Genomic DNA, 18,525 nt, shown 5'->3' with positions numbered 1-18,525 from the left:
GTACCGTGGCGCCCATGGCCCGGACCACCGCTCCCGCCACCGGGACCCCGGACGGTCAGCTCGGCCTGGACCTGCTCGACCCCGGCTTCGGTGCGACCGCGCTGCACCGGGTCACCCCGGCCCGGCTCGACACCTGGGACGCCTGCCCGCGCCGCTACCGGATGCTGCACGTCGACCGCCCGGCCCCGCCGCGCGGCGGCGGGTTCGCCCACACCACGATCGGCGCGGTCGTGCACCTGGCGCTGCGGTCGCTGGCGGCCCTGCCCGCCGAGCGGCGCACCCCGGAGCAGGCCGCGTCCCTGGTGGATCGGCACTGGACCGGCGAGGGGTTCGCCGACGACGCCCAAGCCGCCCGGTACCGCGAGCGCGCCCGGGACTGGCTGGCCGCCGCCGTCGACGGCCCGGCCGGGCGGGACGAGCCGCTCGCGGTCGAACGGTGGGTGCGGGCCCCCGCCGGGCCGCTGCTGGTCGAGGGCCGGGTCGACCGGATCGACGCGCGCGACGGCGAGGCCGTCGTCGTCGACTTCAAGACCGGGCGCCGGGTGCCGACCGCGGCCGACGCCGCGGACTCCCGGCAGCTCGCGCTCTACGCCGTCGCCACCGCCTCGGTGTTCCGCCGCCCCTGCCGCACGGTCGAGCTGCACCACGTGCCGACCGGGACCGTCGCCGCGCACACCCACGACCAGGCCTCCCTCGACCGGCACGTCGCCGCGGCCGCGGAGTCCGCCGACGCCGCCGCCGGGGCGACGACCGCGCTGGCCGACGGCGGCGACGCCGACACGCTCTTCCCGGCCCGCACCGGCGCGCACTGCGGGACCTGCGCGGTCCGGCGGAACTGCGCTCCGGGCCGCGCCGCCGTCCCGGAGCCGCGACCGTGGGACCTGCTCGCACCGTGACCGCCGACCCGCAGTTCCCCGGTCCGCCGCCCCGCGGCCGCCCCCCGCTCCCGCCGGGCCCGCCCGCCCCGTACCGCGCCGGGCCGTCGCACGGACGCCCGCACCCCGGCCCCGACGGCTACGGCCACCGCCCGCCGGTCCCGCCGTCCGGCCCGCCCGGCCGGCGTGGCGGCGCCGGGCCCCCGGCCGGTCCGCGCCCCACCGAGGCCCTGCCCGAGTCCCGCCGCGCGCCGCGCCGCGGCGACGCCGGGTCCCGCCGGGGGCTGTCCTCCGGCGCGGGCGAGCCGCCGCGCGCCGACGAGCACCCCGCCGCCCGCGCGCCCGGCCGTCGGGCCGACCGCCGCCGCGCCGAGGAGGGCGAGCGGCGGGCACGGCGCCGCACCCCCGGACCCGACGTCGACGGCGCCGGCGCCCGGCTGCTGCGCGGCCTGGCCGGGGTGCTCGCCGGCGGGCTGGTCGTGCTCGCGCTCGGGCTGGTCGTCGTGGAGTGGGCGGCCGGGAACAGCGGGGTCCCCGGTCCCGGCTCCGGCGCGATCGTCGCGCACGTCGGGGCGGCGGTCGTCGCCGTCGTCGGCCAGGTCGTCGCGGACCGGCGGCGGGACCGCACCGGTCTGCTCGCCGCGCTCGGGGTGGTCGTGACGGCGTCGCTGGTGCTCGGGTTCGGCTGGTTCCTGTAGCCGGAGCGACGCCGGCTCAGCCGGCGGGCCCCAGCACGACGAGCTCGTCGCCGCGCAGCTCGACCAGCAGGGCGCCCTGGGCGGCGAGCAGGACCGGCGCGGTGACCGGGCCGCGGTCCACCGGCAGGGTCCGGGCGACGACACCCGTGGCCGGGTCGACGTCGGCGATCCCGCCGGGGACGGGCACGAGCAGCCGGTCGCCGTAGCGGGTCCCGGGGCCCAGCGTGCCGGGCAGGCTCCAGCGCGGCTGGAGGCTGCGGGTGTCCAGCGCGACCGTCGCGCCGCCGGTCCACCAGTAGCGGCGCCGGTCGTCGGCCGTGGTGCGGGCGACGCCGTCGGCGGGGGCGGCGACCGTCGCGCCCGCGTCGACCGGGAACTCGCCGATGCCGCGCCCGGACCGGTCGTAGAGGGCCAGGCGGGGTGCGCCCGGGAGCAGGACGGCGACGCGCTCGGACGACGCGGCGACCACCTGGGCGCCGTCGGTACCGGTGACCGACGACGAGTCGAACGCGGGCCGGTCACCCTCGGTCCCGCTGGGGCGCAGCACCGTCAGCCGCTCGGACGGCTCGCCGGGGCAGCGCTCCAGGATCGCGGCGCGGTCCTCGGCGGTGGCGAACGAACGGAACGTGCACCCCGACCGCGGCTGCGAGCCGGGCTCCTCCAGCGCGCGCACCGTGCCGTACTCGGCGGTGCGGACCAGGTCGGAGCGGAAGGTCTCGACGTAGTCCTGGCCGGTCGCGAGCACCGGGTCCTGGCCGATCAGCCGGGTGCCGGGCCGGGCGTCGAGGGTCCGTGCCGGTCCACGGGCCCCGGAGCCGGGCTGGAGCGTGGACAGCTCCGAGCAGTACTCGTCGTTGCGGTAGAGCGCGAGCACGCGGCCGTCGGCGAACCCGGTGGTGCACAGCGGCAGGTCACGGGAGTAGCTCCAGCGCTCGGCGCCCGTGCGGGCGTCGTGCCCGGAGACCCGCGACCCCGCGGCGACGACGACGCCGTCCCCGACCGCCAGCGGTACCGGGGTGTCCGGGCTGGCCGCCCGCCACAGCTCGGTGAACCCGGCCGGGACCGGGCCGACCGGCGGCGGTGGGGTGGGCGCGGTCGCCGCCGTCACCGACTCGGTGTGCGCGGCCGGGCTCTGCACGGCGTAGAGCACCGCGACACCTGCCAGCAGCAGCACGAGCACCGCGGCGACCAGTCGGTCGCCGCGGTGTCGTCGTTCGGCGGGGACGCCCGGGAGCGGGAGCCGGTCCCGCAGGGGTCGGCCGCGCAGCACGCGTGGGGTCAGCTGGCGGCCGCGTCGGCCCCGTCGGCGGACTCGCCGCCGCCGGGTCCGCGCCGCGACCCGCCGCGGCGACGACGGCGGCGCGGCTTGGCCGCCCCGCCCTCGGCCGACGCGCCGGCGTCCGGCCCGTTCTGCGGGGCGCCCTCGGCGGAACCCGCGGAGGCGGCACCCTCGGCGGGGGCCGAGGCGCCCGCCTCGACCGCGACCCCGCCGCGGGTCCGGGAACGGGACCGGTTGCGCCGCGGGCGGCGACCGCCCTCGTCGCCGTCGCCGTCGCGGCTGCCCTCGCGGCCGCCGCCGTCGCGCCCGGCGCCGTCACGACGGCTGCCGCGCGGCTTGCGGGCACCCTGGTGGTCGCCCTCGGAGTCGATGTACTCGGCGTCGAGCCCGGCGCGGGTACGCGCGGACAGCGGGAGCCGCCCGGACGCCGTCGTCGGGATGTCGAGGTCGGTGAACAGGTGGTCCGAGGTCGAGTAGGTCTCGACCGGCTCGTCGATGCCCAGCGACAGGTCGTCGGAGATCATCTTCCAGCGCGGGGTCTCGTCCCAGTCCACCAGCGTGACCGCGACGCCCTCGCGCCCGGCGCGGCCGGTGCGGCCGATCCGGTGCACGTAGGTCTTGGCGTCCTCGGGGCACTGGTAGTTGATGACGTGCGTGACGCCGGTGACGTCGATGCCGCGGGCCGCGACGTCGGTCGCGACCAGCACGTCGACCTTCTCCGCGCGGAACGCGCGCAGCGCCTGCTCACGGGCGCCCTGCCCGAGGTCACCGTGCACCGCGGCGGCGGCGAAGCCGCGCTCGGCGAGGTCGTCGGCGACCCGCTGGGCGGTCCGCTTGGTCCGGGTGAAGATCATCGTCAGGCCGCGGTCCTTGGCCTGCAGGGCCCGGGTGACCAGCTCGACCTTGTCCATCGCGTGCGCGCGGTAGACGAGCTGCTTGGTCCGCTCGTGGATGGAGCCCTGGTCGGCCTCCTCCGCGCGGATGTGCGTCGGGCGGGTCAGGAAGGCGCGCGAGAGCTGCACGATCGGGCCCGGCATGGTCGCCGAGAACAGCATCGTGTGCCGCTCCTCGGGGAGCATGCGCAGGATCCGCTCGACGTCGGGCAGGAAGCCCAGGTCCAGCATCTCGTCGGCCTCGTCGAGGACGAGCGCCTTGACCCGGCCGAGCACCAGGTGGCGCTGCTCGGCGAGGTCGAGCAGCCGGCCCGGGGTGCCGACGATGACGTCGACGCCCTTGCGCAGGGCCTCCAGCTGCGGCTCGTAGGCACGGCCGCCGTAGATGGCGACGACGCGCACGCCCAGGTTCTTGCCCGCGGCGGCGATGTCCCGGGCGACCTGCACGCACAGCTCGCGGGTCGGGACGACGACGAGCGCCTGCGGGACGTCCTTGGTGCGGTCGGCGGCCTCGCCCTCGGCGGTGGCCGCGGCACGCTCACCGGGCGGGGTGATCCGCTGCAGCAGCGGGACGCCGAAGCCCAGCGTCTTGCCGGTGCCGGTGCGGGCCTGGCCGATGACGTCCTCGCCGGCGAGCGCCAGCGGGAGGGTGAGCTCCTGGATCGCGAACGTGCGCACGATGTCGTTCTCCGCGAGCGCGGAGACGATTTCGGGCCGGACGCCGAGCTCGGCGAAGGTCGGGGGGAGCTTCTCGCCGCCGGGGTTGGTCACGCCGAGCGGGGTCTCGCTGGGGGTGATGCCGGTGGGCAGGAAGCCCGGGTCGGCCTCGGGGGTGTCGGTGCTGTCGACTCGGGACAGTGTGATCGCCTCTCTCCGCGCACAGGAGCCGTGGCGTGGCTCGTCGACCGGCCCCGGGCCGTCGGGGACGGTCCGGGCGGGAGAGCCGCCGAGGCGCTGCGCGCACCAGTTCGGGTGCGGGTCCCGGTGAGACGTGCTCGGCCGTGTCGGCCGCTCGTCCCGTTACCCGGTCCCCGCGCGGTGGGCGCGTCCGCATGGAGTTCCATGAGCCCGAAATCCGGTGACGCGCTGCCCGCATGGTACCCGCCGCGGCGCGCGAACACGACGGCGCGGGCGTCGCCGGGTGTGGTGAGTTGTCTCGCCCCGTGGCCCGGGTGGCCGTCGCGGGCCGCCCGGCGGGCCCGTACGGCCCGGTTAGGGTGGTGGTCATGACCACTGGAGGCGACGCGCCGACGGCCGCGACCGTGGAGCTGCTCGGCGTGCTGGCCTACGGCGAGCTGTCGGCGTTCGACCGGCTCGCCGAGGACGCCCGGGCCGCGCCGACGCTGGCCGGCCGCGCGCAGCTGTCGACGATGGCGGCCGCCGAGATCGGCCACTTCCGCCTCATCGAGGACCACCTGGGCCGCAGCGGGATCGCCGTCGCCGACGCGATGGCGCCGTTCGTCGCGCTGATCGACAGCTACCACGCCTCGACCGCCCCTCGGAGCTGGCTGGAGTCGCTGGTCAAGGCCTACCTCGGCGACGGTCTCGGCGCCGACTTCTACCGGGAGGTCGCGGGCTGGGTGGACCCCGGCACCGGCGACCTGGTGCAGCGGGTGCTCGCCGACACCGGGCACTCCGCCTTCGCCGAGCGCGAGGTGCAGGCCGCCTGCGCCGCCAACCCGGCGCAGCGCGACCGGCTGGCCCTGTGGGGCAGGCGGCTGCTCGGCGAGGCCGTCACCCACGCCCAGCGGGTCGTCGCCGAGCGCGACGAGCTGGCCGAGTTCATCGTGCTCGGCTCGGGGGAGAAGGGCGGCGTGGCCGGGCTCATCCGGACGGTGCAGACCGCGCACGGCCGCCGGATGGGCAGGCTCGGGCTCTCCTGAGCCCCGGCCCGGCCGTCCGCTCCCGGCTCGCCGATGCTCCGGCCCGATCTGGACTAGCCTGGCGCGGGCAAGGTGATCAGAAGTGACGGATCGGGAGGACCACCGGTGAAGGTCAAGATCGGCATCGCGGAGACCCCGCGGGAGCTCGTGGTGTCCAGCGACCGCACGCCGGACGAGGTGGCCCAGCTCGTGAGCGGGGCGATGAAGTCCGACGACGGGCTGCTGGACCTCACCGACGACGAGGGCCGTCGCTACGTCGTCCCGGTCGCGCGCATCTCGTACGTGGAGATCGGCCCGTCCGAGGAGCGCCGGGTCGGGTTCGGCCTCAGCGGCTGAACGCACACGGAGTCGTCCGGGCCCGGTACCCGTCCGCGGGACCGGGCCCGACGTGTGTCCGGGCCCGGTGGGCGCGGGTCAGTCGGTCTCCGGCGGGGGCGGCCCGTCCAGCGCGAACGGCGGCCTGCCGGTGCCGGTGATCCGGAACCGGTCCCACACGTCCGGCTCGGACAGGGTGCCGACGGCCGCGTGCCCGGGCGTCCGGACCTCGGCGGTGCCGCCGCGGCTGCCGAGCAGCGCGGTGAGCCGGGGGTGTGCGGCGACCCGGCCGGACCAGTGGAGCCTGCCGTCGAAGGGCTCGTGCCGGGCGTCGAGCAGCACCTCGACGTCGACGGTCTCCCCGCCGAGCACCAGGGTGGCGGGGCCGCGGTAGGCCTCGTCGTGATCGTGGTCGCCGCTCACCGGTCGCGCCCTGAGGCGTCGTGCACCTGCGGCTCGGGGACCAGCCGCAGGATGTCGGCGTTCGCGGTGGGGGAGTCGATCCCGGCGACGCCGGCGATCCCGCCCCAGATCAGCGCGGACAGGTAGTTGGTGAGCGCGTCGCGGCTCATCGTCCGGCGCTCCAGCCACCACTCGCCCGCGGTCTGGACCATCCCGATGATCCCGTGCGCCCACGCCTCGGCGCCGCCGGAGTCGCGGCCCTCGGCGCGCAGCCGCTCCCCGAACAGGGTGGTCAGCAGGGCGCCGATCTGGCCGCGGACGTCCTGCGCGATCTCGGCGCCCGGCACCGGCTCGGCCGGGTTCGCGACGACGAACCGGTACAGCTGGGGCTCGTCCTCGATCATCCCGAGGTAGGCGTCGATGACGGCGGCGACGTGCTCGATCGGCTCGGCCTCGATCGCCAGCACCGGGTAGATCCGCTGCATCAGCATGTCCGCGGCGTGCTCGCTGACGGCCCGCTGCAGGTCGGCGCGATCGGCGAAGTGCCGGTAGAGCACCGGCTTGGTGATGCCGGCCGCGGCCGCGATCTGGGCGACCGAGACCCCCGGGCCGTGCTCGCGGATCGCCTCGACGGCGGCGGAGACCATCTCGGTCCGCCGTTCCTCCCGTCGGCGGCTGCGCGCGTCCGGCTTGACATCCCTCGTGTCCTGGGGCACGTTACCAGTGGTAACCGTTACCGGCGGTAACAGCAAGGGTTCCGGGTGTGGAACCCGCCACCGCAGGCCCCTCCCAGCAGGAAGGCGCGACCGATGAGCGCTCCCGCCCGCACCGGCAGCAAGACCAACCTCGCCGACCGCGAGGACACCGCCCGACGGCTGCTCAAGAGCTCGGTCACGACCTCCTACGACCCGTCGATCGACATCGACTGGGACGCCCCGCTGGTCGAGGGCAAGTACGGCATCGTCCCCGAGCGCGTGTCGCTCTACGGCACGCCGCTGTGGGACGGCCTCACCGAGGAGCAGCGGATCACGCTGTCGGTGCACGAGTTCTGCAGCGTCGCCCGGATCGGGCTGTGGTTCGAGATGATCCTCATGCAGATGCTGCTGCGCTACGCCTACGACCGCGACCCGCGTCGCGCGCACATCCAGTACGCGCTGGTCGAGATCGCCGACGAGTGCCGGCACTCGATGATGTTCGCCAAGGCCACCGAGCGCTACGGCGTGCCGGACTACGCCCCGCGCCGGCTCACCCACGAGCAGGGCCGGCTGATGAAGACCATCGGCACCGGCCCGGCGATGTTCGCCGGCACCCTCTACGTCGAGGAGATCCTCGACCAGCTCCAGCGGGAGGGCATGCGCGACGAGCGCGTCCAGCCGCTGTCCCGCATGATCAACAAGATCCATGTCACCGAGGAGGCGCGGCACGTCCGCTACGCCCGGGAGGAGCTGCAGCGGATCATGCCGAGGACCAACCGCGCCGAGCGCGCCTGGGCCCGCTACCTCACCGCGCGGATCGCGTTCGTCGTCGCCCGCAACCTCGTCCACCCCGAGGTCTACCGCAGCGTCGGGATCGACCCGGCCGTCGGGCGGAAGGCGGCGCTGGCCAACCCGCACCACCACGAGATGCTGCGCTGGTCCTCGCGCAAGCTCGTGCCGTTCCTGCGCGAGCAGGGGATCGTCGGCGGCCCGACGGAGACCCTGTGGAAGCGCGCCCACCTGATCTGAGGAGGCATCCCGCGATGAGCACACGGATCGTCACCCGCGACGGGACCGGCTTGTTCGCCCGGGTCTCGGGCCCGGAGTCGGCGCCGGTCACGGTGCTGCTGGCGCACGGCTGGACCCTCGACGAGCGCTGCTGGGCCCCGGTCGCCGACGCCCTCGCCGTCGGTGCGCCCGGCGGCGGCCCCGCGCCGCGGGTGATCCGCTACGACCACCGCGCGCACGGCCGCTCCGACGACACCCCCGACGAGCTCAAGACCCTCGACGTCCTCGCCGACGACATGGCCGAGATGATCACCCGGCTCGCCCCGACCGGGCCGCTGGTGATCGCCGGGCACTCGATGGGCGGGATGACGGCGATGGCGCTGGCCCAGCGCCACCCCGACCTCGTCGCGTCCCGGGTCACCGGCGTCGCGCTCGTCGCGACCGCCAGCGGCGGCCTCGGGGCGGCGGCGACGCTCGGGATGACCGGGCGGCCCGCGAAGATGTTCCTGGCCGGCAAGGACAAGGTGACCGTCAGCCCGCTGTGGACCGGGCGCCGGTCGCTGTCGACCCACCCCACGCTGCTGCGGGCCGCGCTGCAGCCGTTGCTGCTCGGCACCCGGCCGGACCGGCTCGCCGTCCGCGCGACCTGCGAGGCGATCGCCGACTGCCGCCCGACGACGATCTCCGGGTTCACCCCGACCCTCACCACCCACGAACGCGACGAGGCGCTGGCGGCGTTCTCGTCGCTGCCGGTGGAGATCCTCGTGGGGACCCGGGACCGGCTCACACCGCCGCGGTTCGCCCGGCGGATCCACCGCAGCCTGCCGCGCGCCGAGCTGACCGTGTTCCCCGGCGCCGGGCACATGCTCCCGGTGGAGCGGGTCGGCGGGGTCACCGGCCGGATCGCCGCGCTGGTGCGCCGGGCCGGGGCGGAGCAGGCGGCCTGAGCCGCCCGCCCCGCCGCCGGGGCCGGGCCGTCAGATCTGGTCGAGGCCCTGCTTCGGGAACCCGGCGATGCCCCGCCAGGCCAGCGAGGCCATCAACGCCACGGCCTCGTCGCGCGGGACCCGCTGGTCGGAGTCCAGCCAGAACTGGGCGCCGACCTGGCTCAGCCCGACGAGACCGACGGCGAGCAGCCGCGCACGGTCCTGGTCCAGTCCGGCGTCGGTGGTGACCGCGCCGGCGACCGCGTCGATGCAGCGGTCCAGCGCGCTCTCCACCAGCGCCGCGGCCTCCGGGTCGCCCCGCAGGTCGGACTCGAACACCAGGCGGTAGGCCTTGCCCTCGCCGGCGACGAAGTCGAAGTACGCCGCGACGGCGGCCTGCACGCGCTCCTTGTTGTGCTCGGTCCGCTCGATGGCGTTGGAGACCCGCTCGACGAGCTCCTCGGCGTAGGTCGTGAGCAGCGCCTGGTACAGCTCCAGCTTCCCGGGGAAGTGCTGGTACAGCACGGGCTTGGAGACGCCTGCCCGCTCGGCGATGTCGTCCATCGCGGCGGCGTGGTAGCCCTGGTCGGCGAACACGTCGCGGGCGGCCAGCAGCAGCTGGGCGCGCCGCGCACCGCGGGACAGTCGTGCGCCCCGTGGCGTGGCGGTTCCGGTCATGGGCCCCCTACCTCTCACCCGTCGTGGGAATACCCTACTAGCAGGTAACCGCGTTGACGAACGATCCGTGAACGGGCTTCTCCGCAGAAGGGTGACAACCTCTCACGATCGGCGGCGCGGGCCCCGGGCGGCGAGCCCGAGCGCACCGAGGACCGGCACGGCGGCCACCACGACCGCGGGCGTCCCGAGCACGGCGAGGACCACGCCGGCGACGGCGAGCACCACGGCCGCACGGACGTACGCGCGGACCTGAGCCCGCGCGCGGCGGGCGATCAGCAGGGCGGCGGCCACCTCGGCGGGGCCGCCACGGGCGCAGATCCTCTCCGATCCGGGTGCGGGCACCACGACCGGGTCCGGCCGCGCGTCCGGGCGGTCCTCGGACCCGGGGCCTGCCCCGTCGTCGGTGGGCCAGGGCGCCAGCTCCACGGCCAGGTCGGCGGCGGCCAGGGCGGCCTCGTCGGTGGCCGGGTCGGCCGCCACCGCGACCGTGCGGCCGCGTACCCGCAGCCCGGCGACGGCCGCGGCCCGCGCCGCCGCGTCCAGCCCCGGGCGGACGGCGTCGGGGTCGGCCGGGTCGAGACCGGACGCCGCGGCGAGGGCACGGGCGGCGCCGTCGTCGTCGGGGGTGAGCAGGACCGGCGCGACCCCGGCCGCGGCCAGTTCCGCCACCCCCGGTCGGGCCGCGGGGTGCGGCGCCCGGGGCAGCGCGAGCACGGCGCGGGCGCACCCGTCCCAGGCGACGACGAGGACGGCGCGGCCCTCGGCCACCGCCCGCTCCCGCTCCGCCGACAGCGGCGGGGGCACCCGGATCCCGTGCTCGGCCAGCCAGTCCGGGCCGCCGAGCAGGACCGCGTGCGCGACGACGGTCGCCGTGGTGCCGCCGTCGCCCGGGCCGGGCTCCCGCAGCTCGGCCACCAGGCCGGACACCCCGAGGCCGGGCTGCTCGTCGGCCTCGGCGACGTCGGGCACCGGGCCGTCGACGGCGTCGGCCAGCGCCCGCGCCGCGACGCGCAGGTCCGACCCGGGCCGCGCGCCCGCCGCGACCGACGCGGCCAGCCGCAGCACCAGCGCCGGGTCCTCGCCCCGGCCCGCGTGCACGGTGACCGTCCCGGGGCCGGTGCCGGTCAGCACGTCCGGCCCGGCCAGCGCGACGGTGTCCACCCGGCCCACGAGTCCCGGGCCGCCCGCGGGCCCGGTCCAGCCCACCGGCTCGCGACGCCCGGGCAGTGGCGACGGCAGCCGCACCGTGTCCCCGCCCGCCCGGTCCGCGGCCCGCAGCGCCGCCGGCAACGCGGCCAGCAGCGGCACCGGGCAGGCCCCGACCAGCACCGCGATCCCGGCCGGGACCGCGACGGGCCACGGGGTGCCGGTGCCCGCCGCGAACGCGGTCACCGCGACCGCGGCCAGCGCCGCGGGCGGGGTGAGCAGGGCGCTCCACCGGTCCGCGACGGTGCGCAGGCCCGCGCGGACCTCGTCGGTATCCCCGTCGGCCGGGCGCCCGGTGCGCTGCACCGCGGCCGCGACGACGGTCAGCACCGCGGCGGCGCCGGGCAGCAGGACGGGCCCGGCGAGCGGGTCGGCCGGCACCGCGCCCGCGCCCGCGGGCGAGACCGCCGCGACGGCCAGCACCGCGGCCGACCACCCCAGCGCGGCGAGCGCGGCCGCCGCGACGCCGGTCTCGGCGGTCACCGTGCCCTCCCGCAGGCCACGCCCGGCGACGCGCAGACCGGGGCGCCCCGTCGTCGCGACGACGGCGAGGGCGACCAGCAGGGCGGCCGCCGCGCAGGGCGGGGCCCACGCCTCACCGGCGAGTGCCGGGCCGGCGAGCGGCAGCAGCAGGGCGAGCAGGGCCGCCACCGGCGGGGCGACGGCCCGCAGGACCGGAGGCAACCGCCGTCAGCTCCCCGGGGCGGTCGGGAGCGTGAACTCGCACGACCGCAGCACACCGCCGGAGCGGTAGTCGAGGAACAGCCGGTAGCTGCCCGGGGCGGGGACCGACACCGTGAACGCCACCCCGGGGCCGGACCGGTCGGTCGCGGCCGCGCCGGTGATCTCGGGACGGACCGGGAACCGGGCCAGGTCGCCCTGGCGGACCGCGGTCATGCGGCCGAACGCGCCGCCGTCGACGGGCTCGAGGTCGGTGACCGGGGTGCCGTCGCGCCCCACCGTCGCGAACAGCCGGGACTCCCCGCCGGGGACCAGGGCGCCGTCGAGACGGACCTGCTGGTCACTGCCCCCGCAGAGCCCCGCCCGGTTCTCGGACGGGAAGGTGAAGGCACCGTAGGTACCGGGGACGTGCAGGTCGGCCCCGAGGTCCAGGTGCGGGCCGCCGGTCGGGGTGAACCCGGCGTACAGCCGCCACACGCCCTGGCCGGGGAACCGGACCGGCGCCCGCCACACGCCGTCGGGGCCCTGGGTGGCGCGCAGCCGCATGTAGCCGGCGACGTCGCGTCGTAGCACGGCGACGTCCATGACCCCGGAGCCGTCGGAGGGGGCGTCGAACCGGGTCACCGGGGCGCCGTCGGAACCGGTCACGGTGAACGCGACCTCGGTGGGCTCGCGCCAGGGGTGGACGGTCCCGACCGGGGTCAGGGTGTAGCCGGCCGCGGTGGTGAGCACGCCGCCCGCGCCGGTCGTCGCGTCGCCGGTGGCCAGGCCGGCCGCGAGGACGCCGTCGTCGCCGCGCTCGTCACCGGGGTCGCCGCCGGCCCGCGTGTCGGCGGCCGGGGTCGCCGAGAGGGTGCCCACCGCACCGCCCGCCGTCCAGGCCGCGGTGAACACCAGCACCGACGCGGCGCCGAAACCGGCAAGCCGGGCCGCGGCCGATCCCGCGATCCGCCCCATGCCCACCTCCTCCGTCGCGTCGTCCACGGGGTACAACGTCCGGGGGGCGATCTCGTTGCGCTCCGTGGAGCGCCGGATGCGGACGGTGATCACAGCGAGACGGGGATCACCCGGCGCGGCGGGTGACGCGCACGACACGTCATGCTGGTCGGATGGTCGCCGCCCCGTCGATGTCCGTTCACCCGCCCGTCACCGTGCCCGCCCCGGTGACGGCGCCGGGTGCCGCGACGTCCCCGGGCGCCGTGGGACCGGTGGACGCGGAACGGGCCGCGGCGGAGCGCCCGCCGTGGCCCGGGCGCGCGGTCACCTCCGGCGGGGTCACCCTGCACGTGCGCGAGACCCCCGGCACCGGCGACGCCGACGCCGTCTACGTCCACGGGCTCGCCGGGTCGGCCACGAACTGGACCGACCTCGCCGGGCTCCTCGCACCACGGGCGGCCGGCCTGTCCGTCGACCTGCCCGGGTTCGGGCTGTCCGAGCCGACCGCCGTCGCCGACTTCGGCCCGGACGGCATGGCGGACGCGCTGCTGTGCTGGCTGGCCGGGCGCGACCGCCCGGTGCACCTGGTCGGCAACTCCCTCGGCGGCGTGATCGCGACGACGGTGGCGGCCCGCCGTCCCGAGCTCGTCCGCAGCCTCACCCTGGTCTCGCCCGCGGTGCCGGACCGGCGCCCCGACCCGCGACGCCTGTCGGACCCGCGGATGGCGCTGGCCATGGTGCCGCTGCTCGGGCGCGGCGCGCGGCGGGCGCTGGCCGAGGAGCCGCTGCGGGCCCGCGCCGAGCGGATCGTGAAGGTCTGCTTCGCCGACCCGCAGCGCGGCTCCGCCCGCCGGCTCGAGGAGCTGATCTCCGAACACGAGCACCGCGCGACGCTGCCCTGGGCCGGCGCGGCCACCGACGGCGCCACCCGCGGTCTGCTCGGGCTGTGGGCCGGGCGCGAGATCTGGCGCCGGATGGCCCGGGTGCGGGTGCCGTCGCTGGTGGTGTGGGGCGAGCAGGACCGCATCGTGTCCCCGCGGCTGGCCGCGCGGACCGCGGCCACACTGCCCGGGGCGCGGCTGCTGGTGCTGCCCCGGGCCGGGCACGTCGCGCAGATCGAGCGGCCCGCGGCGGTGGCCGACGCCGTCGCCGCGCTGTGGGACACGGTGCCGGTCGGAGCGGGTGCGGGAAGATGACGCGCACGTGGCGCGTTGAGACGCCCTGAGACCCGCACGCAACCCGCGAGGAGTGGACGAGATGGCGCTACCGCCACTGGTGGAGCCGGCAGCCGAGCTCACCAAGGACGAGGTGGAGCGGTACAGCCGCCACCTCATCATCCCCGACGTCGGGATGGACGGGCAGAAGCGCCTGAAGAACGCGAAGGTGCTGGTCGTCGGCGCGGGCGGCCTCGGCTCGCCCGCCCTGCTGTACCTGGCCGCCGCGGGCGTCGGCACCCTGGGCATCGTCGAGTTCGACGTCGTCGACGAGTCGAACCTGCAGCGCCAGGTCATCCACGGGCAGTCCGACGTGGGCCGCCCGAAGGCCGAGTCGGCCCGCGACTCGATCCGCGAGGTCAACCCCTTCGTCGACGTCCGCCTGCACAACGAGCGCCTCACCAGCGAGAACGTGCTGGACGTCTTCCGGGACTACGACCTGATCCTGGACGGCACCGACAACTTCGCCACCCGCTACCTGGTGAACGACGCGGCGGTGCTGCTCGGCAAGCCCTACGTCTGGGGCTCGATCTTCCGGTTCGAGGGCCAGGCGTCGGTCTTCTGGGAGGACGCCCCGAACGGGCAGGGCCTCAACTACCGCGACCTCTACCCCGAGCCGCCGCCGCCCGGGATGGTCCCCTCCTGCGCCGAGGGCGGCGTGCTGGGCGTGCTCTGCGCGTCGATCGGCTCGATCATGGTCAACGAGGCGATCAAGCTGCTCACCGGGATCGGTGAGCCGCTGCTCGGCCGCCTGGTGATCTACGACGCGCTGGAGACCACCTGGCGCCAGGTGAAGATCCGCAAGGACCCGGAGACGCCGAAGATCACCGAGCTGATCGACTACGAGGCGTTCTGCGGCACCGTGACGCAGGAGGCGCAGGACGCGGCCGCCGGCAGCACGATCACCGTCGGCGAGCTCAAGCAGATGATCGACGCGGGCAAGGACTTCCAGCTCATCGACGTCCGCGAGCCGCACGAGTACGAGATCGTGAGGATCCCGGGCTCGGTCCTGATCCCGAAGGACCGGATCCTGTCCGGTGCCGCGCTGTCGGAGATCGCCCAGGACAAGCCGGTCGTGCTGCACTGCAAGTCCGGCGGCCGGTCCGCCGAGGCCCTCGCCGCGCTGCACAAGGCCGGGTTCCGCGACGCCGTCCACGTCGGCGGCGGGGTGCTGTCCTGGGTCAAGCAGATCGACCCGTCGCAGCCCACCTACTGACCGGGGCCGACCCGCTCCGCCCTACACCGACGGCCGCCGTCACCGGTACACCCGGGACGGCGGCCGTCGCCGTTCCTGGTGTGGCACAGCGTGACCGCTTATCGATCGCACACGACCGTCCGAGTGAACATCGTCCGTTCAGCCCTGCATTTCGCCCGTTGGGCGAAACATGTCGACCGATCGCCGCGACATGGGGATGCACGCGATCACTAGGTCGGGAGGACGCTCGGTGGAGGACTCGCTGCGCACATGCGCCCTGCAGGGGTGCGACGCACCGTTGGAGCCCACGGGGGACGTGTCCGGCGACCGTCCACAGCGGCGCTACTGCTCCGCCGCCCACCGGCTGGCAGCCCGCCAGGCCCGCCGGGCCGCGGCACAGGCGGCGGGGGACCAGCGGCTCGCCGACACGCTGCCGTGGCTGCGTGAGCCCGAGGCCGTCGAGGCCGACGAGCGCGTGGAACCCGCCCGGCGGGGGACGGCGACCCGCCGCCCCGTCGTGGCGCGGCCGGCCGCGTCGGCGGGCCCGGACCGCCCCGGACCGCTGCGTGCCCCGCGCAGCCCGCTGCGGCACCGGCGCACGCTGGCCCTGATCGGGGCGACGGCCGTGCTCCTCGGCGGGTACGCCCTGACGACCTCGCCGGCGGTGACCGGTGTCCCGGCGCCGCAGGACCGCACCGCCGACCAGTGGGCCGGGCAGGCCCGCATCGCGCTGGCGGCGCTCGACGACAAGCTCGGGACGCTCAACGCGAGCGAACGGACCTGGCAGGCGTCCGCGCACGAGTCGGACCACACCCCGGCCGCGGTCGCGAAGCTGCAGCAGCAGCGCGACACCCTGCTCCAGCAGCGCGCCGCCCTGCAGTCGCAGCTGCAGGTCTACACGTCCCGGCAGGACGCCGTGGACGCGCTGGCCGCCGCCGAGCAGCAGCTCGCCGAGATGGACCGGATCGTCGCCGACCTGCCGCCGGCCACCCGCCGGACTCCCGACCAGATGGCCGCGGCCGCGTCGCTGGAGGAGCAGCGCGACCTGCGCGCCCGCAACCGCGACGCCTGCGCGGAGCGGCTGGCCGCCATCGACGACGGCATCGACCGGGCCCGCACCGCCCCGCTGCCCGGCGACGGCGACGAGACCGAGAAGGTCTCCGACGACGTGCTGGCCCTCGCCCGCGGCGAGGACCCCGCCACCCCGGAGCCGTCCGGGGTGCGCCGCAACCCCGAGGTCCTGGCCGGGGGCCGGGAGACCGCCGGGGACCGCGAGCGCGACGACGTCGGCACCAGTGGCCCGCCCGACCCGCGGGGCCCGCTGGACGAGACCCGGCCGCGGGCCGAGGGGCCGGAGGGCGCCTCGGCCCGCGGGCCGGGCAGCACACCCGGCCGGGACGCGGGTCCGGGGGAGAAGCTCGGTGGTGCCGTGTCCGGTGCCGCCGACGGCGTCGCCGGCCTGACCGGCGGCGAGCCGGGCCCCGGCGACGGCGCGGGCTCCGGTGCGGGTTCGGGCGCGGGTTCGGGTGCGGGTTCGGGCGCCGCGAAGAAGGCCGATCGGGCCGAGGTCGTACCGGCGTCGTCCGAGGGGCCGGTCAAGAAGGTCGGAAACGGCGTCGGCGAGGCCGCGCAGGGCGTCGGGGACACCGCCGAATCGCTGGGCCGGGGTGTCGACGACGTCGCGGGCGGGCTGACCGGGAAGAAGTCCGGCTCGGGTTCCGGCGGCTCGGACGCCGGGTCCTCCGGCTCCTCCGGTCCGTCCGACGAGGCCCCCGCCCGGTCCGCCCCCGCGCCGCGGAAGGACCCCGCGCCGCGGGAGGAGCCCTCGCCCCGCGCGGCCGCGTCCCCTGCGAGCCCGCCCGCGTCGACCGCCCCGGCGGAGAGCTCCGGCACGGAGCGCTCCGGCTCGGGAGCGCAGGGGTCCGGCGGGAGCCGCGGCTCCGGCGGCATCGTCACCGCCGTGGCCGGGTCCTACGTCGAGTCCGCCATGGGGCGGGAGGCGGCGGCGCCGGTGCTGGCGGAGGCCGACCGGCAGGCGGCGGAGCAGATGGCCGAGCGCAGCGGGTCCTCCGGGGCCCGGTCCGGCGGCTCGTCCGGCTCCTCCGACGGCTCGGGATCGGACTCGCGGTCCTCCGGCTCCCGCTCCTCCGGATCGGACTCCGACTCCGGATCCTCGGGGTCGCGGTCGTCCCGGTCCTCGGACTCCGGTTCGTCCGCCCGGTCGTCGGACTCGGGCTCGTCGTCCGCCCGGTCGTCGGACTCGGGCTCGTCGTCGTCCCGGTCGTCCGGCTCGGGCTCCTCGTCCTCCTCGGACTCGGGGTCGTCGGACTCGGGGTCGTCGGACTCGGGGTCGTCGCGGAGCAGCAGCTCGGACGACTCCCGCTCCTCGTCCTCGGACTCCGGCTCGCGGTCGTCGGGGTCGGACTCGGACGGGGGCGGCGGCAGCTCCTCGTACTGACGGGGCCGCCCGCGGCCGGCTCGTACGGAGCGGGCCGCCGGGGGGAGTGCACCCGCGGGCCCGGCAGCCGCCCCACCGGCCCCGATCGGTCCACCGTTCACCCGATCGGTCGTGGCGCGTCGCGCGGTTCGGGCGTGGCGCGACGAACGCGGGCCGGTGACGCGGGTACCGTCCCCGCTGTGACCGCTGCCCGCACGCTCGCCACCGCGCCGGCCGCGAGCGTCCTGCCCGAGCACGTCCGCACCGCCTTCGGCGTGCGCGAGACGTCCCCCCGTCCCGTCGTGTGGGCGGGCCAGCGGGCCTGGCAGTGCGGCGACGTGCTGCTGCGGCCGGTGTCCGACCACGTCGTCGCCGCCTGGTCGGCGACGGTCCTGGAGAACCTCGAGGTCGACGGCGTCCGCCTCGCCCGCCCCGTCCGCAGCTCGGACGGCCGGTGGGTCGTGGGCGGCTGGGCCGCGTCCCGGCACGTGCCCGGCGTCCCCGAGCCGCGGCACGACGAGGTCGTCGCCGCGTCGCTGCGGCTGCACACCGCCACCGCGACCGTGCTGCGCCCGCGCCTGCTCGACGACCGCGACGACCTGCTGTCCCGGTCCGCGGCCGCTGCGTTCGGCGAGCGCCGCCTGGACCTGCACCCCGAGACAGGCGGCCGGCTGTTCGCCGAGCTCGCCGCGCACCGCCGCACGATCCGGCTCACCCCGCAGGTCGTGCACGGCGAGCTGTTCGGCGCCATGCTGTTCGACCCGACGGGGCGGCCCGCGGTGCTCGACCTCGTGCCGTTCTGGCGGCCCGCGGAGTGGGCGGCGGCGGTCGTCGTCGTCGACGCGGTCGCCTGGGGCGGTGCCGACGAGGAGCTGATCGAGCGCTGGTCGGAGCTGCCCGAGTGGCCGCAGTCGCTGCTGCGGGCGGTGCTCTACCGGCTGGCCCTGCACGCCCAGCACCCGGACGCGACGACCGAGTCGCTCACCGGGATCGAGCGGGTCGCGAGCCTGGTCAGCCGCCGGCTCTGACGTGGCCGCTCCCGGCACGCCGCTGCTCACCGGCGCCGCGGGGAACACGGGGACGCCGTTGCGTCCCCGGCCGACCCGGTGCACCACCGGGTGGGCGGCGCGTTCTGCGACGCCCCGCTCGGCGTCCCGATGCGCCGAAGCGGCTCACAGCCGTCGCGACACCCGTGTGAGATAAG

The 18,525-nt window shown here is 77.0% G+C and carries 17 protein-coding genes; 10 read left to right on the top strand and 7 right to left on the bottom strand.

The window, feature by feature from the left end:
* Positions 1–14: 14 nt before the first annotated feature.
* Both ND486_RS19675 and ND486_RS19670 read left to right on the top strand, forming a co-directional pair.
* Positions 15–896, top strand: a complete 882-nt coding sequence (locus ND486_RS19675; RefSeq protein WP_208819254.1) for a PD-(D/E)XK nuclease family protein — start codon at positions 15–17, stop codon at positions 894–896.
* On the top strand, positions 893–1,573 hold the full coding sequence (locus ND486_RS19670) for a hypothetical protein (protein WP_251785668.1): 681 nt from the start codon (positions 893–895) through the stop codon (positions 1,571–1,573). Before ND486_RS19675 ends, ND486_RS19670 begins: the two co-directional genes overlap by 4 nt.
* A gap of 16 nt (positions 1,574–1,589) precedes the next feature.
* Here the strand turns inward: ND486_RS19670 and ND486_RS19665 are convergent, their stop codons facing one another.
* Together ND486_RS19665 and ND486_RS19660 are read right to left on the bottom strand one after the other, a co-directional pair.
* Positions 1,590–2,843 carry a hypothetical protein gene (locus tag ND486_RS19665; protein WP_251785666.1) on the bottom strand — a complete coding sequence of 418 codons (1,254 nt, stop codon included), beginning with the start codon at positions 2,841–2,843 and terminating at the stop codon, positions 1,590–1,592.
* Between the two features lie 8 nt (positions 2,844–2,851).
* Positions 2,852–4,516: a DEAD/DEAH box helicase gene (locus ND486_RS19660; protein WP_374228739.1), complete on the bottom strand. Its 1,665-nt coding sequence runs from the start codon at positions 4,514–4,516 to the stop codon at positions 2,852–2,854.
* A 455-nt stretch (positions 4,517–4,971) separates the two neighbouring features.
* Here ND486_RS19660 and ND486_RS19655 point away from each other — a divergent pair, with 455 nt between their 5' ends.
* Together ND486_RS19655 and ND486_RS19650 are read left to right on the top strand one after the other, a co-directional pair.
* Positions 4,972–5,628 (top strand): ferritin-like fold-containing protein, encoded by a 657-nt coding sequence (locus ND486_RS19655; protein WP_020625914.1) that lies wholly within the window; start codon positions 4,972–4,974, stop codon positions 5,626–5,628.
* Between the two features lie 105 nt (positions 5,629–5,733).
* A complete protein-coding gene (locus tag ND486_RS19650; RefSeq protein ID WP_020625913.1) occupies positions 5,734–5,964 on the top strand; it encodes a DUF3107 domain-containing protein in 231 nt (76 codons plus the stop codon).
* Positions 5,965–6,042: 78 nt separating this feature from the next.
* Here ND486_RS19650 and ND486_RS19645 read toward each other — a convergent pair whose 3' ends face one another.
* Positions 6,043–6,366: a DUF4873 domain-containing protein gene (locus ND486_RS19645; RefSeq protein WP_251785665.1), complete on the bottom strand. Its 324-nt coding sequence runs from the start codon at positions 6,364–6,366 to the stop codon at positions 6,043–6,045.
* Positions 6,363–7,061, bottom strand: a complete 699-nt coding sequence (locus tag ND486_RS19640) for a TetR family transcriptional regulator (RefSeq protein ID WP_226369382.1) — start codon at positions 7,059–7,061, stop codon at positions 6,363–6,365. The genes ND486_RS19645 and ND486_RS19640 overlap by 4 nt, the downstream gene beginning before the upstream one ends.
* A 93-nt stretch (positions 7,062–7,154) precedes the next feature.
* Here ND486_RS19640 and ND486_RS19635 point away from each other — a divergent pair, with 93 nt between their 5' ends.
* Together ND486_RS19635 and ND486_RS19630 are read left to right on the top strand one after the other, a co-directional pair.
* Positions 7,155–8,069, top strand: a complete 915-nt coding sequence (locus ND486_RS19635; protein ID WP_251785664.1) for a diiron oxygenase — start codon at positions 7,155–7,157, stop codon at positions 8,067–8,069.
* A gap of 14 nt (positions 8,070–8,083) precedes the next feature.
* Positions 8,084–8,995, top strand: a complete 912-nt coding sequence (locus ND486_RS19630; protein WP_251785663.1) for an alpha/beta fold hydrolase — start codon at positions 8,084–8,086, stop codon at positions 8,993–8,995.
* 30 nt (positions 8,996–9,025) lie between these two features.
* Here the strand turns inward: ND486_RS19630 and ND486_RS19625 are convergent, their stop codons facing one another.
* The 3 genes from ND486_RS19625 to ND486_RS19615 form a co-directional block, all read right to left on the bottom strand.
* Entirely contained in the window at positions 9,026–9,652 is a 627-nt protein-coding gene (locus ND486_RS19625) for a TetR/AcrR family transcriptional regulator (protein ID WP_062400521.1), read from the bottom strand.
* 102 nt (positions 9,653–9,754) lie between these two features.
* On the bottom strand, positions 9,755–11,542 hold the full coding sequence (locus ND486_RS19620; RefSeq protein WP_251785661.1) for an HAD family hydrolase: 1,788 nt from the start codon (positions 11,540–11,542) through the stop codon (positions 9,755–9,757).
* Positions 11,543–11,548: 6 nt separating this feature from the next.
* Complete coding sequence (locus tag ND486_RS19615) at positions 11,549–12,523, bottom strand: hypothetical protein (RefSeq protein WP_251785659.1); 975 nt, start codon at positions 12,521–12,523, stop codon at positions 11,549–11,551.
* 125 nt (positions 12,524–12,648) lie between these two features.
* Here ND486_RS19615 and ND486_RS19610 point away from each other — a divergent pair, with 125 nt between their 5' ends.
* The 4 genes from ND486_RS19610 to ND486_RS19595 all read left to right on the top strand — a co-directional run bounded on the left by ND486_RS19610 (position 12,649) and on the right by ND486_RS19595 (position 18,349).
* A complete protein-coding gene (locus ND486_RS19610; RefSeq protein WP_251785657.1) occupies positions 12,649–13,671 on the top strand; it encodes an alpha/beta fold hydrolase in 1,023 nt (340 codons plus the stop codon).
* Positions 13,672–13,732: 61 nt separating this feature from the next.
* Positions 13,733–14,905: an adenylyltransferase/sulfurtransferase MoeZ gene (gene moeZ, locus ND486_RS19605; RefSeq protein WP_073578322.1), complete on the top strand. Its 1,173-nt coding sequence runs from the start codon at positions 13,733–13,735 to the stop codon at positions 14,903–14,905.
* A gap of 229 nt (positions 14,906–15,134) precedes the next feature.
* Positions 15,135–17,342 (top strand): hypothetical protein, encoded by a 2,208-nt coding sequence (locus ND486_RS19600; RefSeq protein ID WP_251785656.1) that lies wholly within the window; start codon positions 15,135–15,137, stop codon positions 17,340–17,342.
* 179 nt (positions 17,343–17,521) lie between these two features.
* A complete protein-coding gene (locus ND486_RS19595) occupies positions 17,522–18,349 on the top strand; it encodes a TIGR02569 family protein (protein WP_251785655.1) in 828 nt (275 codons plus the stop codon).
* Positions 18,350–18,525 lie beyond the last annotated feature (176 nt).

Origin of the sequence: Pseudonocardia sp. DR1-2 (assembly GCF_023717215.1) — a bacterium.
Classification (GTDB): Bacteria; Actinomycetota; Actinomycetes; order Mycobacteriales; family Pseudonocardiaceae; genus Pseudonocardia; species Pseudonocardia alni.
The sequence above is the reverse complement of the archived record's forward strand: the minus strand, read 5'-3'. Positions and strand labels throughout refer to the sequence as shown.

Bases quoted from the DNA above. Each gene is read 5' to 3' on its own strand.
- moeZ (WP_073578322.1), top strand. From the start codon at position 13,733: ATGGCGCTACCGCCACTGGTGGAGCCGGCAGCCGAGCTCACCAAGGAC.
- ND486_RS19625 (WP_062400521.1), bottom strand. From the start codon at position 9,652: ATGACCGGAACCGCCACGCCACGGGGCGCACGACTGTCCCGCGGTGCG.
- ND486_RS19655 (WP_020625914.1), top strand. From the start codon at position 4,972: ATGACCACTGGAGGCGACGCGCCGACGGCCGCGACCGTGGAGCTGCTC.
- ND486_RS19635 (WP_251785664.1), top strand. From the start codon at position 7,155: ATGAGCGCTCCCGCCCGCACCGGCAGCAAGACCAACCTCGCCGACCGC.
- ND486_RS19675 (WP_208819254.1), top strand. From the start codon at position 15: ATGGCCCGGACCACCGCTCCCGCCACCGGGACCCCGGACGGTCAGCTC.
- ND486_RS19630 (WP_251785663.1), top strand. From the start codon at position 8,084: ATGAGCACACGGATCGTCACCCGCGACGGGACCGGCTTGTTCGCCCGG.
- ND486_RS19610 (WP_251785657.1), top strand. From the start codon at position 12,649: ATGGTCGCCGCCCCGTCGATGTCCGTTCACCCGCCCGTCACCGTGCCC.